Raw genomic sequence first — 16,609 nt, forward strand, 5'->3', positions numbered from 1 at the left:
TGTACGGGATCGTCTAAGATTGACACAAATTGTTGCATTTGCGCTATCTCTGAAGATGAAAATGCCGGATGGCGCGTCAGCATCTCATCCGGCAACAACGGGACTTTACCGTATCGGGCAGGCGCCAGCGCCCCCGCCCGTCAGGTTAAAAAGCGAAGCAGGAACAGCCCAGCGCTCCCCAGAATGCGCGATCATCAGAAACCGCAATTCCGGATTTTCGGGCAATGTCGTGCTGATGACCATGAACGCCGCAACTGCCGCAGCACTGATGCATTTGCACTACCGCCCCCACCTTCGCCGACGCTGGCGGCGCGGCGCGGTAATGCCCTGGCACATTCACCACCGGCGACCAGTCCGGCACTACCGGGATAGCAGGCGGCGCCAGCGGCGTGAAAGGCCCGGCGGCATAGACCACTTTACCATCCACAACCGTCATCACTGACTCAATGCCTTTGATCTCCTCCTCCGCAACGCTGAAGTAGTCTTTCGACAGCACCACCAAATCCGCCAGTTGATCTTTCACAATGCGGCCTTTTTTGCCCTGTTCGCTGGAGAACCACGCGCTACCCGCCGTCCACAGCTCAAGCGCCACGTCGCGCGGCAAACGGTTGTTCTCGTCATACATCGCCGTCCCGCCCACCGTACGCCCGGACACCAGCCAGTAAAGCGCTGTCCACGGGTTATAACTGGCAACGCGGGTCGCATCCGTCCCCAGCCCGACCGGAACGTCGGCCGTCAACATTTTCGCGACCGGCGGCGTATGCTTCACCGCCTCTTTGCCGTAGCGGTCAATAAAATATTCGCCCTGAAACGCCATGCGGTGCTGTACCGCTATCCCGCCGCCGAGCGCCTTCACACGGTCGATGTTGCGTTCGCTGATGGTCTCGGCATGGTCGAAGAACCAGTGCAGGCCGTTAAACGGGATATCGCGATTCACCTTCTCAAACACATCCAGCATCCGGCCTATCGATTCGTCGTAAGTGGCGTGCAGGCGGAACGGCCAGCGGTGTTCGACCAGATGGCGCACCACGCGCTCCAGTTCATCCTCCATGCCTTCCGGCAGGTCCGGGCGCGGCTGAAGGAAATCCTCAAAATCCGCCGCCGAAAAGACCAGCATTTCCCCCGCCCCGTTCGCGCGATAAAAGTCAGTCCCCTGCCCCGGTTTGAGCATATCGGTCCAGCGCTCAAAATCTTCAAGCTCCTGCTGCGGACGCTGAGTAAACAGGTTGTAGGCAATGCGCACGGTCATCTGATCGTTTGCATGTAACTGCTCAATAATCTGATAATCTTCCGGGTAATTCTGGAAGCCGCCGCCCGCGTCGATGGCGCTGGTCAGCCCAAGACGATTCAGCTCGCGCATAAACTGGCGGGTCGAGTTGACCTGCATGTCCAGCGGCAGCTTCGGTCCCTTCGCCAGCGTCGAATAGAGGATCATGGCGTTTGGTTTGGCGATCAGCATTCCGGTTGGATTACCGTTACCGTCGCGAACAATTTCGCCGCCTACCGGGTCTGGCGTTGCTTTGGTGTAACCGACCGCGTTCAGCGCCGCACGGTTGAGCAGCGCGCGGTCGTACAAATGAAGCACAAACACCGGCGTATCCGGCGCAGCCTCGTTAAGCTCCTCCAGCGTCGGCATTCGGCGTTCGGCAAACTGGAATTCACTCCAGCCGCCCACCACGCGAACCCACTGCGGCGACGGCGTTCGGTCTGCCTGCTCCTTCAGCATACGCAGCGCGTCCGCCAGTGACGGCACGCCTTCCCAGCGTAGCTCAAGATTGTAGTTCAGCCCTCCGCGAATCAGGTGCAGGTGCGAGTCGTTAAGACCGGGGATTACGGTATGGCCTTTCAGGTCGACAACCTGCGTACCGTCAGCGGCCAGACCCATCATCTGGTCGTGGCTTCCCGTGGCGAGGATTTTACCGTCTTTAATGGCAACCGCTTCCGCCTGCGGGCATTGGCTATCGAGGGTGTGTATTTTTCCGTGAGTCAAAATTAATGAGGCAGTGTGAGACATAATATTCTCCTGATGAGTCGGTCAGGCTTTTTTCAGCCAGCCGGCAAACAGACGGGTGACGATGGGCATCCAGAACCAGACAACCAGCGCAACCACGCACGCATCGTTGATCAGATGCAACGCTAACGATCCCTTCAGGGTGGGCAGGATCATCCCGGTCAGCCAGGGCACCAGATTGGTGCTGGGAAAAATGACCAGAAGGGTGATAAGAAATTGCTTCCAGCGGCGTGGCTGCCGGACATGCGGCGCGGGTGGGGTGAACCAGAACGCGGCTTCCGTATGAATTTCCGTTTTATCGCCATCCGCCAGCAGCGGAGCGATTTCGTCGACCAGAATCCGCCGGGTGTCCGACTGCGTCCAGTTGTAGAGATGCTCGAGCGTGTCGAAGCGGATGATGATATTCCAGTGATTTTGTCCATCGGTGGGGCGAATGACGTTTGCCCCCAAATGACCGGGGAACTCCGCCGCGACCGGCATAATTTTTCCAAGCCATAATTCATACCGCGCCGCCTGTTCAGGCCGAAGAGTGTGGGTAATCACCAACGTCACAGATTTATTCTGCGCCATGACAAATTCCTTACCGAAGGTCAATGGCGGGTTGCCCCGCCATGGGAATCAGGCTTTACGTTCAGGCGCGCCATGTACCAGGGTGTAAGCGTAATCCACCCCCATACCGTAGGCGCCGCTGTGTTCACGCACCAGATCCATAACCGCGTCATAGGTCTCTTTGCGCGACCAGTCGCGCTGGTACTCAAGCAGAACCTGCTGCCATGTCACCGGCACCGCCCCAGCCTGCACCATACGATCGATAGCGCGTTCGTGCGCATCAACCGACGTCCCGCCGGAAGTGTCGGTAACCACATAAACTTCGTAACCGGCTTCCAGCGCCATCAGCGCCGGGAAGGTCAGGCACACTTCAGTCCACAGCGCAGAAATAATCAGTTTTTTACGCCCGGTAGCCTCAACGGCTTTGACAAACGCCGCATCTTCCCAGGAATTCATGGACGTGCGTTCGATGGGTTTAACATCCGGATGAACAGCGAGCAATTCCGGCCAGATATAGCCGCTGAAACTTTTCGTTTCAACTGAAGTATAGATAACCGGCACATTAAATATTTTGCCTGCTTTCGCCAACGCAACCGTATTATTCTTTAAAAGCTGTCTGTCTATATTAGCTACACCGAATGACATCTGCGGCTGATGATCAATAAAAATCAGGGCGGAATTAGACGGATCAATCAATTCACGGATAGACATAAATACACCTTACAATCAATAAGTTATAGGTAAACTTCTGTGTGTGCTATATACGCTCGGGCCCGGATTGATAAAGCAAATTGAGTATAGCGAGAATTGATTGTGAGGATATTAAAGAAATTTGTCCGCTCTGTTTAATTTAACCGAACAAGATAAAAAGGCAGGTTTTAATACCTGCCTTTAATAAGGATTAATGACCTAACCAAATGGCAGCGGATATCGCCGGTAATGACAGTACGCAGTCCTGCATATCGGCTTTACCTTCTTTGATCTGCCAGGCGTTAACATTTAGCAGCGGCGACGCCGGTAAAACCACCTCGCAGGCTTCGCCGCGGTTGATCGCGACCAGCACGCGCTGTTGGTTATAAACGCGTAAAAACACCACCACATTGTCTTGCGCATATATCACCTGACAGCCGCCATAGCGCAGCGCCTGGCTGCGCTGACGCAGCTTCGCCAGACGCTGGTACAGCGCCAGCAGCGCGGCATCCTGCTTCTCCGCCTGCCAGGGGAAGGGTTTGCGGCAGAACGGGTCGTTGTTGCCATCCAGTCCCACCTCATCGCCGTAGTAAATGCAGGGGACGCCCGGCCAGCTAAACAGCCAGACAACCGCCAGCGGCAGACGCGCGACGTCTTTTCCAAGCAGCGATTTAAACCGCGCCGTATCGTGGCTGTCGAGCTGGTTGAACATCCGCAACTGCTGCTGGTGCGAGAGCCCCGCGCGGTAATTCTCCATCCACGCCATACAGGTCTGCGCGTCAATCTGTTGCGGATCGTAAGAAATATCCGTGTTCGCGAGAAACCCCCACAGCGGGAAAGTAAAACCGCGGTAGTTCATCGCCGCGTCTTCGACGTCCGCCTGCAGCCACTGCCGCGCGTCGCCAAAGTGCTCGCCGACAATATAGGCTTCCGGCTGCGTCTCTTTCGCCGCCTGCGTAATGCCCGCGACGTGCCGGAGGTTATGCCGCGCTCCGCCGTCTTCGCCAAGCATATGCACCACATCGAGCCGCCAGCCGTCCATATTCCAGGGCGCTTTCAGCCAGTGGCGCACAATGCTGTCTTCACCGCGGTAAATTTCATTAACCAGACTTTCCGATCGGTAGTCCAGTTTTGGCAAACTGGGGTAGCCCAGCCAGTCCAGCGCGACGCCATCCTCTGAAAAGCTGTACCAGTCGCGCCAGGGAGACGCCGGATTATGGCACGCGCCGCCCGTCCCCCGGTTATGCCGGTCAAACCATGCATGGGAATCACCGCTGTGGTTAAACACGCCGTCCAGCACCAGCCGTATCCCCTGCTGCTGCGTCTTCTGCCGCAAACGCATCAGCGCCGGATCGCCGCCAAACTGCGGATCCACGTGACGATAATCTTCCGTGTCATATTTATGCACGCTTGGCGCGGTGAAGACCGGATTCAGATACAGCGCGGTCACGCCGAGCTTTTTCAGATACGGCAGCTTCTCGCTGATCCCATCCAGATCGCCGCCATAAAAGGTCGATCCCCCGGCCTGCGCGGTCAGGGGATCGTCCCAGTCGCGCAAAACAATGTCCTGACCCGCCGCATGATGGAAATAGACGTTATCCTGCTGCGCCTCGCGCGGCTGGCTACGCGCAAAACGATCGGGGAAGATCTGATAAAAAATTTGATCGGCCACCCACTGCGGGCCGTTATCCGGCACGTCAACGGCAAACTGCTCAAGGCGGGCCGGCGGGAAGCGGCTGAATCCCTGTGGCGTAAACCAGCGCTGGCGATCGTGCCAGAGCAGCTTAAAGCTGTAGCGGCGACGCGGCTGGCCGCGACTCAGGTCGATGACCGCGCGCCATGCGGTGACGCCGGGATGTGGCTGGCTGCGCAGTTTGTGCATTGCCAGCGACGTTTCTTCGTTGTCATTTTCCGCGCGCAGCGTCACGCGTTGAGGCAGGTTTTCCCCCGCCAGCCAAAGCGTAATGCTCAGTTGCGCTTTGTTTTGCTTAACAAATGGGGCAACCGGAAGGTGCCAGGCGTTCAACATCACGTATCCCCTTTGATGAAAATGCGCTCACCTTGCCACAGCAATTTACAGGATAACTCATCATCTGCAGGTTTATTGGGGGAGGAGTGTGGGGGAGGATATTTTGGCGGCATTGCCGGGTGGCGACACTGACGCGTCTTATCCGGCCTGCGAGCATTCGCAGACCGGACACACACCGTTACTGCGCCATCAGACGATCGCGACGGCGTTTGAACATCCAGCCAATCAGCAGCAGGACAATCCACGCAAAACCAACGTACAGCGAGATGCGGGTATCCGGGTGATAGCCAATCAGCCCAATGATAAAGACGAGAAAGATCAGCCCGGCGATAGTGGTCGCCACCCCGCCTGGCACTTTAAATTTCAGCGCGTTGACCTCGTCGGGCGGCAGACGGCGACGGAAGGCAATCTGCGACAGCAGGATCATAATCCACACCCACACCGTGGCGAAGGTCGCCAGCGAAGCGATAACCAGGAAGACGTTTTCCGGCATGATATAGTTCAGATAAACCGCAAACAGCAGCGCAACGGTCATCACCATCACGGTCACCCACGGAATGCCGCGGCGCGAAGTCCTGGCAAACACCTTCGGCGCGCTGCCCTGCTCCGCCATGCCGTGCAGCATACGGCCCACGCCAAAGACGTCAGAGTTAATCGCCGACAGCGAGGCGGTAAGCACCACAAAGTTCAGAATGCTGGCGGCAAACGTTATTCCCAAATGCTGGAAGGTCAGTACAAACGGGCTACCATTGGTTCCCACCTGGTTCCACGGGTAGATCGACATAATGACAAACAGCGTTCCCACGTAGAACACCAGAATACGCATCGGCACTGAGTTAATCGCGCGCGGGATCGATTTCTCCGGGTCTTTCGCCTCCCCGGCGGTGATACCGATGATCTCAATCCCGCCGTAGGCGAACATCACCATCTGGAGAGACATCACCATGCCCAGCCAGCCGTTGCTGAAAAAGCCGCCATTGCTCCACAGGTTATGAATACCGGTCGGCTGACCGCCGTTGCCAATCCCCCAGATGATAATGCCGAAACCGGCGGCAATCATGATGATAATGGTGGCGACTTTAAAGAAGGAGAACCAGAACTCCAGTTCGCCGAAAACCTTCACGCTCATCAGGTTGATGGCGCAAATCAGCAGCACCACGCTAAGCACCCAGATCCAATGCGGCACCGCCGGGAACCAGACGCCCATATAGATACCGAACGCGGTCACGTCGGCGATGGCGACGATCAGTATTTCAAAACAGTAGGTCCAGCCGGTGATGTAGCCCGCCAGCGGGCCGAGGTTTTCTTGCGCATAGCGCGAAAAGGAACTGGCTGCGGGGTTGTGAACGGACATTTCGCCCAATGCGCGCATAATGATATACGCGGCAACCCCGCCAATAATGTACGCCAGCAGTACGCTTGGCCCCGCCATTTTGATGGCGTCCGCCGAGCCATAGAATAGCCCGGTGCCAATTGCTGAACCCAGTGCCATAAAGCGAATGTGCCGGGTGCTTAGCCCACGCTTTAGCTTGTTATTACTTTCCATCAATTCCTGACCCATCTACACAATAAAAAACCACGGGGTTAAGCAAGATAACCCCGTGGTCAAAACATACTGTCAGCAATCTTAGTGGGCGCTGGAGGTCACCTGCCGACCCGCTGCGCGATCCCAGATAATTGCCAGGACCACTATCACGACGGTGGGCATTAACCACGCCAGTCCCTGTTCCGCCAGCGGTAAACGCTGGGTCCAGGCCGGTAACACGTCGCCGATTGCCGATGCTTTAATCCCGTCAAGGATACCAAAAAGCAGGCTGATAAACATCGCCGGTGCGATAACGCGGGACGAATTATGCCACCATGAGCGGGTAAAACTTAATACAACCAGTGCGATACACGGCGGATAGATCGCCGTCAGCACCGGAATGGAGATCTGAATCAGGTGGCTCAGCCCCAGGTTGGAGACCACCATCGAGAAGCCGCCGAGGATAAACACCAGCGTGCGATACGAAAGCGGGACGTACTGCGCGAAGAACTCCGCACAGGCGCAGGTCAGGCCAACCGCGGTGACCAGACAGGCGATGAAGATCAGGGCCGCCAGCAGCAAGCTCCCCGCGCCGCCGAAGGTATGCTGAACGTATGCATGCAGGATCGCCGCGCCGTTAACGGACTGATCGACCAGCGTCGCGCTGTCTGATCCCAGACGGAACAGCGCCAGATACAACAGCGTCAGACCAATGCCCGCCATCAGGCCAGCCCAAACGGTATAGCGGGTCAGCAGACGCGCTTCGGTCACGCCGCGCGAGCGCGCCGCGTTCACAATCACGATACCAAATACCATCGCGCCCAGCGTATCCATGGTCAGATAGCCGTTCACAAAACCGTTAGAGAACGCCGCGTTTTCATAAGCGTCCATGGCAGTGCTGATAGGGCCAGCCGGCCAGATAATTGCCGCAACGGACAGGACGATCAGCGCGATAATTTTCAGCGGCGCCAGGAAATTCCCTACCGTATCCAGCAGTTTGCCAGGATAGAGCGACACCAGAATAACGAGGGCGAAATAGACCACGCTATAGATAAACAGCGGCATCGCCGAATCGCCGGTCAGCGGCGCGATGCCCACTTCAAACGACACGGTCGCGGTGCGCGGGGTCGCAAACAGTGGTCCAACCGCCAGGTAACAGACGGTTGCCAGCAGGACGCCCGCCACTTTACCGATTGGGGTGCTCAGGCTGTCCACGCCGCCACCCACTTTCGCCAGCGCGATCACGGTCAACACCGGCAGACCCACGGCGGTAATCAGAAAGCCGAAAGCCGCAGTCCAGACGTGCTCGCCCGCCTGCAGACCAACCATTGGTGGAAAGATAATGTTTCCTGCGCCGACGAACAGCGCAAAAGTCATAAAGCCAAGGGCGATAATATCGCGCGATTTTAACTGATGGGTCATAAAGCTTACGGCCTGTGGATGTGGTGTTGATTAAATTAAAATTTTTTACCTTTCCCTACGGGAAGATACAGCGGATTTTTTAAGCAATTCCAGCGGGATATGCTCCTGGGCTGGCGCGGCGAAGAATAGTTTTTCGAATTACCGCCTGAATGCAGTCAGACCGCCAGCATCTGGGGCGCAATTTAAACGCTTATAACGTTTTAAAGCAAGGAGGGATCTAAAAACCGGAACATTATCGCGATATCGAATTCAGAGTTGGCATAAAACACCATTCTTAAGAAAAAGTCATGGCTTATCATGCGAACAAAAAACGACCAGACGTTGCGAAATTTAGTGGACTGTTCTTAACCGCAAACAAAATAAGCCAGCATTCGCTGGCTTATGGAAAGATAGCCTTACGATCGGGCATTAAGCCGATTTTTTGGCAATTAAACGTTCCGGCAGCACAAAACTAAAGCGCGTGCCTTTGCCCAGTTCACTGTCAATCGATAAGCGGCTTTCATGATGATTCACCGCATGTTTAACGATGGCCAGCCCGAGCCCACTGCCGCCGGTTTGCCGCGAACGGGCCTTGTCGACGCGGTAAAAACGCTCGGTCAGACGCGGCAAGTGTTCCGGCGCGATCCCCGGACCATTATCCTCCACGCTGAACGCCGCACCGTGCGGCACAGCGTGCCAACGCACAGTGATGTGGGTTCCTTCCGGCGTATGGTTTACCGCGTTATACACCAGGTTAGAAATCGCGCTACGCAACTGTTCTTCATTCCCCAGCACCTTAAGCTGATTATCGACCTCAAAGCTGAAGGTGTGCTTATTCTGGCTCAGCGTTTGCGCTTCGCGTTCCACCATGCGCAGCATCATCGGCACATCGACCTGCTCATTGAGCAACAGCGTCGGCGAGGCTTCAATCTTCGACAGCGTCAGCAATTGCTTCACCAGTCCTTCCATCCGGAAAGTCTGTTCGCGCATCGTCAGCAACGCTTTCTCGCGCGTGGCCCCTTCCAGCGGCTGTTCGTGCATCATTTCCAGATACCCCTGCAGCACAGTGAGCGGCGTGCGTAGCTCGTGGCTGACGTTGGCAAAGAAGTTGCGTCGCGCCCCTTCAAGCTGATGCATCTGGGTCACGTCCCGGGCGACCATCAGCAACTGCTTGTCGGTATAAGGCATCACGCGAATCTCCAGATGCCGTCCGGTATTGAGCACCAGATTCAGCGGCCGGGTGAAATCACGCGTTTTGAGATAGTGAGTGAACTCAGGATAACGCAGCAAGTTGAGGATATTCTGCCCGTTATCGTCGGGCCAGCGTAGCCCCAGCACCTGTTGCGCCAGGCCGTTACACCAAAAAATTCCGCCCTCTTCGGTGGTTAATACCACCGCATCCGGTAGCGACTCCGCCCCGCTGCGAAAGCGTTTGATCAGGTTTCCCAGTTCACGCCGACGTTTTTTGTTACGCAGCTGCATCTGATGCAGCCCGTACAACAGCGGCTCCCAGCTTCCGCTGCCCGGCGGCGGCGTCATACTGCGGTCAACCCACAGCCACCATGACAGGCGTAACAAATTCCAGAAATGCCAGATGAGCAGTCCCGTTACCGACGCCAACAAAAACCACGGCAGGTAACCAAAAATAGCGCTGAGGATAAAGGCCGGGATACAGCAAAGTATCAGTTCCAGCACCAGCCTTTTCCATGACAGTCTTTCCAGCACGCGTCATACTCCGTTCTGAGCCAGGCCTGCGCCTGGCGCTTGTTTTACCCTTCAGAAGCGGGTTGAAAAACGATACCCTGTCCCACGTACCGTCTGAACCATCCGGTCATGACCGCTGGTTTCCAGCGCCTTGCGCAGACGTCGAATATGCACATCGACCGTGCGATCCTCAACGTAAACGTTAGTGCCCCAGACGTGGTTCAACAACTGTTCACGGCTGTAAACGCGTTCCGGGTGAGTCATAAAGAAGTGCAGTAACTTGAATTCCGTCGGCCCCATATCGAGAGGGTTTTCGCCGGTCATGACGCGGTGGGAGGTCGGGTCCAGGCTCAGCCCCTGCATCTCGATCACCTCTTCCACTGCCATAGGCGAAATGCGGCGCATAACGGCTTTGATACGCGCCACCAGTTCTTTCGGGGAAAACGGCTTGGTTATGTAGTCGTCTGCGCCGGTTTCCAGGCCGCGCACGCGGTCTTCTTCTTCGCCTCTGGCGGTGAGCATCATCACCGGAATATCCCGGGTCATCGCTTCGCGTTTGAGGTGTTTAATAAACTGGAGACCAGAACCGCCAGGCAACATCCAGTCAAGGAGGATCAGATCCGGCCAGGGTTCGTTAAGTTGGTTCACCGCACTGTCATAATCTTCGGCTTCGACAGGCTGAAAGCCATTTTGCTCGAGCACGAAGCAGACCATTTCGCGAATTGGAGCTTCATCTTCTACGACCAGAATACGTCTCGCCATGATTTGCCCTGTTTTAGATAAATTGCTAGTCATCAATGCGGCGTCATTATGCGTCACTTTTATGACAGATTTATGAAAAAGATACCGCAGGCTGATGACAGGTTGTTGATTTATTACAAGCCATACAGGAGATATTACCGTCCGTGAAAAGGTATAATCCCCGCCACGCTTTTTTGCCATGGAACCGTTATGCGCATCTTACACACCTCTGACTGGCATCTTGGACAGAATTTTTACAGCAAAAGCCGCGCCGCTGAGCACCAGGCCTTTCTCGACTGGCTGCTGGCAACGGCGACCGAGCAGCAGGTGGATGCCATTATTGTCGCAGGTGACATTTTTGATACCGGCTCGCCGCCGAGCTACGCCCGCGAACTGTACAACCGTTTTGTCGTCAATTTACAGCAAACTGGCTGTCATCTGGTGGTGCTGGCGGGCAACCATGACTCCGTCGCCACGCTCAACGAGTCCCGCGAAATTCTCGCCTTTCTGAATACCACCGTTGTCGCCAGCGCCGGACACGGTCCACAGCTTCTGCATCGCCGCGACGGAACGCCCGGCGCGGTACTGTGCCCAATTCCCTTTTTACGCCCGCGCGACATCGTTACCAGTCAGGCCGGATTGAGTGGTCTGGAAAAACAGCAGCACCTGCTGAGCGCCATCACCGACTACTATCAGCAACAGTATCAGGCCGCCTGCGCCCTGCGCGGCGAACACACGCTGCCGATTATCGCCACCGGTCACCTGACTACCGTCGGCGCGAGTAAAAGTGACGCGGTGCGTGACATTTATATTGGCACCCTCGATGCGTTTCCCGCGCAAAATTTCCCTCCCGCCGATTATATCGCGCTGGGTCATATCCACCGTGCGCAGCAGATTGGCGGCACCGGGCACATCCGTTACAGCGGCTCCCCCATCGCCCTGAGCTTTGACGAGTGCGGTAAACATAAATGCGTCCATCTGGTGAGCTTTGAAAACGGCAAACTGGCGAGCGTCGACAACCTCACTGTGCCGGTAACACAGCCGCTGGCGGTACTGAAAGGCGATTTCGCCGCTATCACTGAGCAGCTTGAACAGTGGCGTGACGCGCCGCAAACGCCGCCGGTCTGGCTGGATATTGAGATCACCACCGACGAATACCTGCATGATATGCAGCGCAAGATCCAGGCGCTGACCGAAACGTTGCCCGTGGAAGTGCTGCTGGTGCGCCGCAGTCGCGAACAGCGCGAACGTATGCTAAGCAACGAACGACGGGAGACGCTGAGCGAGCTGAGCGTTGACGAGGTGTTTACCCGCCGTCTGGCCCTGGAGGCACTCGACGATCCTCAGCGCCAGCGCCTGATCTCGCTGTTTCACACCACCTTACAGACGCTGTCCGGGGAGGATGACGCATGAAGATTCTCAGCCTGCGCCTGAAAAATCTCAACTCGCTGAAAGGGGAATGGAAGGTAGATTTTACTGCTGAACCCTTCGCCAGTAACGGTCTGTTCGCCATCACCGGCCCCACGGGCGCCGGAAAAACGACGCTGCTGGACGCCATCTGTCTGGCGCTCTACCACGAGACGCCGCGGCTGAATACTGTTTCACAGTCGCAAAACGATCTGATGACCCGCGACACCGCTGAATGTCTGGCGGAAGTGGAATTTGAGGTAAAAGGCGAAGCCTACCGCGCATTCTGGAGCCAGAACCGCGCCCGCAACCAGCCTGACGGCAATTTACAAGCGCCGCGCGTGGAGCTGGCGCGCTGCGCCGACGGGAAAATTCTTGCCGATAAGGTGAAAGATAAGCTTGAGATGACCGCCGACCTGACCGGTCTGGACTACGGACGCTTTACCCGCTCAATGCTGCTCTCTCAGGGACAATTCGCCGCCTTCCTCAATGCTAAACCGAAGGAGCGCGCAGAACTGCTGGAGGAGCTGACCGGGACGGAAATCTACGGACAAATTTCGGCGAAGGTATTTGATCAACACAAAACCGCGCGGGCCGATCTGGAGAAACTTCAGGCGCAGGCCAGCGGCGTCGCGCTGTTAGCGCCTGAGGCGCGACAGGCGCTGAATGAACGTTTGCAGGCGCTCACTGACGAAGAACAACAGCTTGCCGCGCGGCAGTCAACCCTGCAACAGCACCTGAACTGGCTGACGCGGCAGCACGAACTGCACGCGGAAACACAGCGTCGGCAGCAGGCGCTGGAAACAGCGCAAGCGGCATTACAGCAGGCCCAGCCGCAGCTTGCGCCGCTGAACCTGGCGCAGCCAGCCAGAGCGTTACGCCCACACTGGGAACGTATTCAGGAACAATCCGCTATCCTTTCCCGCACCCGCCAGCAGATTCAAGAAGTAAATGCTCGCTTACAAAGTACGCTTACGCTGCGCAGCCGTATTCGCCGCTATGCGCAACAGCAGTCCGCGACGCTGGTAAACGCTCAGCAAACGCTGACGGCCTGGCTTAGCGAACACGATCGCTTCCGCATGTGGAGCAACGAACTGGGCGGCTGGCGGGCGCTGTTTGCCCAGCAGGCCAGCGACGCCGTCCAGCGGGAGAAATGGCGGCAACAGCTGGCGTCAGATACCCGCAAGCGGGAAGCATTGCCGACGCTGACCCTCGCCCTCACGCCAGATGAGGTTACCACAGCGCTGGCCCAGCATGCGCGACAGCGCCCGACTCGCCAGCGCCTGCTGGCGCTGCATGGTCAGCTCGCCCCCAACATTAAGCGTCTGGAGCAGCTTAAGACGCTGATTGCGCAGAATACGCGCACGCTGGCGGAGCAAACCGCGCAACTGGACGCCAGGCGCCAGCAGTATAAAGAGAAAAACCAGCATTACCTCGACGTCAAAACCCTCTGTGAACAGGAAGCGCGAATTAAAGATCTCGAAAGCCAGCGCGCGCTGTTGCAGTCCGGACAGCCCTGTCCGCTTTGCGGCTCGACCACGCATCCGGCGGTAGCGGCCTATCAGGCGCTCGAACTCAGCGTCAATCAGGCGCGACGTGACGCGCTGGAAAAAGAGGTCAACGCGCTGGCGGAACAAGGCGCCACGCTGCGCGGGCAGTGCGACGCCCTGAAGCAACAGGTGCAGCGCGACGAGAACGAAGCGCAGGCGCTGGCGAAAGATGAGCAAGCGCTCACTGTTGAATGGCAGGCATTAATTCGCGATCTCAACATCACGCTGCAGCCACAGGATGATATTCAACCCTGGCTAACGGCGCAGGACGATCATGAAAAACAGCTTTACCAGCTCAGCCAACGCCATGATCTGGACGCGCAACTCGTCGCGCATCAACAGCAGATCACGCAGTTTAGTCAGCAGATTAACCAGCGTCAGGCGACGCTGACCGCGCAGCTCAGTCGCTACGCACTCTCCCTGCCGGACGAGGGGCACGAAGAGGCGTGGCTACACGCACGCGCCGCGGAGGCGCAGACGTGGCAACAAAAGCAGACCGAGCTTAACGAACTGCAGGCGCGTATCGCGCAGTTGACCCCACTACTCGAGACCCTGCCCCCAGCCGAGGCGGATTCAGAAGATCCTGCGCCGGTTTCGCTGGACCACTGGCGTCAGGTGCACGACGACTGTCTGTCGCTGCAAAGCCAGTTGCAAACATTAGAGCAACAGGCGGTGAACGAGAATCAGCGCGCCAGCGAAGCCCAAACGCAGTTTACGGCGGCGCTGGAAAGCAGCATTTTTGCCGACCAGGCGGCGTTTCTCGCCGCGTTGCTGGATGAGGAGACCCTTGCGCGCCTTGAGCAACTCAGGCAGTCGCTGGAAAACCAGTTGCAGCAGGCCCGCACGTTAGCGGCACAGTCCACGCAGGCACTGGCGACGCATCAGCAACAGCCGCCTGCCGGTCTGGATCCCACATTATCGATTGCGCAGATCCAAGCGGATGCCGCGCAGCTCAACGGCCAGCTACGCGAAAACGCCACCCGGCAGGGAGAGATTCGCCAGCAGCTGAAGCAGGACGCCGACAATCGACAACAACAGCAAAGCCTGATGCAGGCGATCGCCAGCGCCAGCCAGCAGGTTGAGGACTGGGGCTATCTGAACGCGCTTATTGGCTCAAAAGAGGGTGATAAGTTCCGTAAATTCGCTCAGGGCCTGACGCTGGATAATCTGGTCTGGCTGGCGAATAACCAGCTCACGCGTTTGCATGGTCGCTATTTGCTTACGCGAAAAGCCAGCGACGCTCTGGAGCTGGAGGTGGTGGATACCTGGCAGGCGGACGCCGTGCGGGATACCCGCACCCTTTCCGGCGGCGAGAGTTTCCTCGTCAGCCTCGCGCTGGCACTGGCGCTTTCGGATCTAGTGAGCCACAAAACGCGTATTGATTCGCTGTTTCTCGATGAAGGTTTCGGCACCCTTGATAGCGAAACGCTGGACACCGCGCTGGATGCGCTGGATGCGCTGAACGCCAGCGGCAAGACCATCGGCGTGATTAGCCATGTGGAGGCGATGAAAGAGCGGATCCCGGTGCAAATTAAGGTGAAGAAAATCAACGGGCTCGGTTATAGCAAACTTGACCCCCTGTTTGCGGTGACGAAGTAAATGGCATGCCGGGTGGCGTTTCGCTTATCCGGCCTGCTCAACAGTCACGCCGCCATTCGGCAAAGACCGATGCGTTAGCACGATCGTCAATACTCAGAGACGAATAAGGAATGGCATTCCGCCCGACTTAACCGCAAGCTATGACGCGATTGGCTGCGGCAATGCGCAGCCGCTGCGCTTAACCCGCGCACAATAATGGCAGGTGGTATGAACAAGGTTATTTTTTCTTTAGCGCTCGGGACGTTTGGGCTGGGCATGGCCGAATTCGGCATCATGGGGGTATTAACGGAATTAGCCCGCGACGTTGGCATTTCGATTCCCGCCGCCGGACATATGATCTCGTACTACGCGTTTGGCGTGGTGCTGGGCGCCCCCATTATCGCCCTTTTTTCCAGTCGCTTTTCGCTCAAGCATATTCTGCTGTTTCTGGTGACCCTGTGCGTCATCGGCAACGCGATATTTACCCTCTCCTCTTCTTACGCCATGCTGGCGGTCGGCAGGCTGGTCTCCGGCTTTCCGCACGGCGCTTTCTTTGGCGTGGGCGCGATAATTCTGTCTAAACTCGTCCGGCCGGGAAAAGTCACCGCCGCCGTGGCGGGGATGGTGGCCGGAATGACCGTCGCAAATCTGGTTGGCATCCCGCTCGGGACGTTTCTCAGCCATGAATTCAGCTGGCGCTATACCTTTTTGCTGATCGCCGTGTTTAACGTTGCGGTGATGGTCTCGATCGGTTTCTGGGTGCCTGATCTGCATGATGAAGCGAAAGGAAAGCTGCGTGAACAGTTTCATTTCCTGAAAAGCCCCGCGCCATGGCTGATATTTTCCGCCACCCTGTTCGGCAATGCCGGGGTTTTCGCCTGGTTCAGCTATATCAAACCGTATATGATTTACGTTTCCGGCTTCAGCGAGACGGTCATGACTTTCATCATGATGCTGGTCGGGCTGGGGATGGTACTGGGCAACCTGCTTAGCGGACGGTTATCGGGTCGCTTTTCTCCGCTTCGGATCGCGGCGACAACCGACTTTGTCATCGTCCTGTGTCTGCTGCTGCTCTTTTATGTGGGCGGGATAAAAGTCGCGTCGCTGACGTTTGCGTTTATCTGCTGCGCCGGACTGTTTGCCCTTTCCGCGCCGCTGCAGATCCTGCTGCTGGAAAATGCCAAAGGCGGCGAACTGCTGGGCGCGGCTGGGGGGCAAATCGCCTTTAATCTCGGGAGCGCTATTGGCGCATACTGCGGCGGAATGATGCTGACGCTGGGTTTTGCCTATCACTATGTGGCGCTGCCCGCCGCCCTGCTGTCGTTTACGGCAATGGCGTCATTGTTGACGTATGGACGCGTTAAGCGCCGACAGCACCCGGTGTTACCGGTGGCCGGAGGGCGCTGACGCGCGTCCGGCCTATA

Annotated in this window: 11 protein-coding genes; 3 read left to right on the top strand and 8 right to left on the bottom strand. The window is 57.1% G+C overall.

The window, feature by feature from the left end; all coding sequences use genetic code 11:
- Positions 1-145: 145 nt before the first annotated feature.
- From JY391_RS16675 to phoB, 8 genes are all read right to left on the bottom strand, one after another.
- On the bottom strand, positions 146-2,014 hold the full coding sequence (locus JY391_RS16675) for an amidohydrolase (RefSeq protein ID WP_211934673.1): 1,869 nt from the start codon (positions 2,012-2,014) through the stop codon (positions 146-148).
- Between the two features lie 21 nt (positions 2,015-2,035).
- Positions 2,036-2,581 (bottom strand): antibiotic biosynthesis monooxygenase, encoded by a 546-nt coding sequence (locus JY391_RS16680; RefSeq protein ID WP_205612870.1) that lies wholly within the window; start codon positions 2,579-2,581, stop codon positions 2,036-2,038.
- 48 nt (positions 2,582-2,629) lie between these two features.
- Positions 2,630-3,271, bottom strand: coding sequence for a hydrolase (locus tag JY391_RS16685; protein ID WP_042285998.1), 642 nt, complete (start codon positions 3,269-3,271; stop codon positions 2,630-2,632).
- Positions 3,272-3,461: 190 nt separating this feature from the next.
- A complete protein-coding gene (gene malZ, locus JY391_RS16690; protein ID WP_211934674.1) occupies positions 3,462-5,279 on the bottom strand; it encodes a maltodextrin glucosidase in 1,818 nt (605 codons plus the stop codon).
- 178 nt (positions 5,280-5,457) lie between these two features.
- Positions 5,458-6,825, bottom strand: a complete 1,368-nt coding sequence (proY, locus tag JY391_RS16695) for a proline-specific permease ProY (RefSeq protein ID WP_060569071.1) — start codon at positions 6,823-6,825, stop codon at positions 5,458-5,460.
- Positions 6,826-6,906: 81 nt separating this feature from the next.
- On the bottom strand, positions 6,907-8,226 hold the full coding sequence (gene brnQ / locus JY391_RS16700) for a branched-chain amino acid transporter carrier protein BrnQ (protein ID WP_060569072.1): 1,320 nt from the start codon (positions 8,224-8,226) through the stop codon (positions 6,907-6,909).
- A 408-nt stretch (positions 8,227-8,634) separates the two neighbouring features.
- Positions 8,635-9,930 carry a phosphate regulon sensor histidine kinase PhoR gene (gene phoR, locus JY391_RS16705; protein WP_060569073.1) on the bottom strand — a complete coding sequence of 432 codons (1,296 nt, stop codon included), beginning with the start codon at positions 9,928-9,930 and terminating at the stop codon, positions 8,635-8,637.
- A gap of 51 nt (positions 9,931-9,981) precedes the next feature.
- Positions 9,982-10,671, bottom strand: a complete 690-nt coding sequence (gene phoB, locus JY391_RS16710; RefSeq protein WP_042286011.1) for a phosphate response regulator transcription factor PhoB — start codon at positions 10,669-10,671, stop codon at positions 9,982-9,984.
- A 189-nt stretch (positions 10,672-10,860) separates the two neighbouring features.
- On the opposite strand from phoB, the gene sbcD reads away from it, so the two are divergent.
- The 3 genes from sbcD (at position 10,861) to araJ (ending at position 16,592) form a co-directional block, all read left to right on the top strand.
- Positions 10,861-12,063, top strand: coding sequence for an exonuclease subunit SbcD (gene sbcD, locus JY391_RS16715; protein ID WP_211934675.1), 1,203 nt, complete (start codon positions 10,861-10,863; stop codon positions 12,061-12,063).
- Positions 12,060-15,206, top strand: a complete 3,147-nt coding sequence (gene sbcC / locus JY391_RS16720; RefSeq protein ID WP_211934676.1) for an exonuclease subunit SbcC — start codon at positions 12,060-12,062, stop codon at positions 15,204-15,206. Before sbcD ends, sbcC begins: the two co-directional genes overlap by 4 nt.
- A gap of 207 nt (positions 15,207-15,413) precedes the next feature.
- Complete coding sequence (gene araJ / locus JY391_RS16725) at positions 15,414-16,592, top strand: MFS transporter AraJ (protein ID WP_060569076.1); 1,179 nt, start codon at positions 15,414-15,416, stop codon at positions 16,590-16,592.
- Positions 16,593-16,609: the final 17 nt, after the last annotated feature.

This window comes from Citrobacter sedlakii (assembly GCF_018128425.1).
Classification (GTDB): Bacteria; Pseudomonadota; Gammaproteobacteria; order Enterobacterales; family Enterobacteriaceae; genus Citrobacter_A; species Citrobacter_A sedlakii.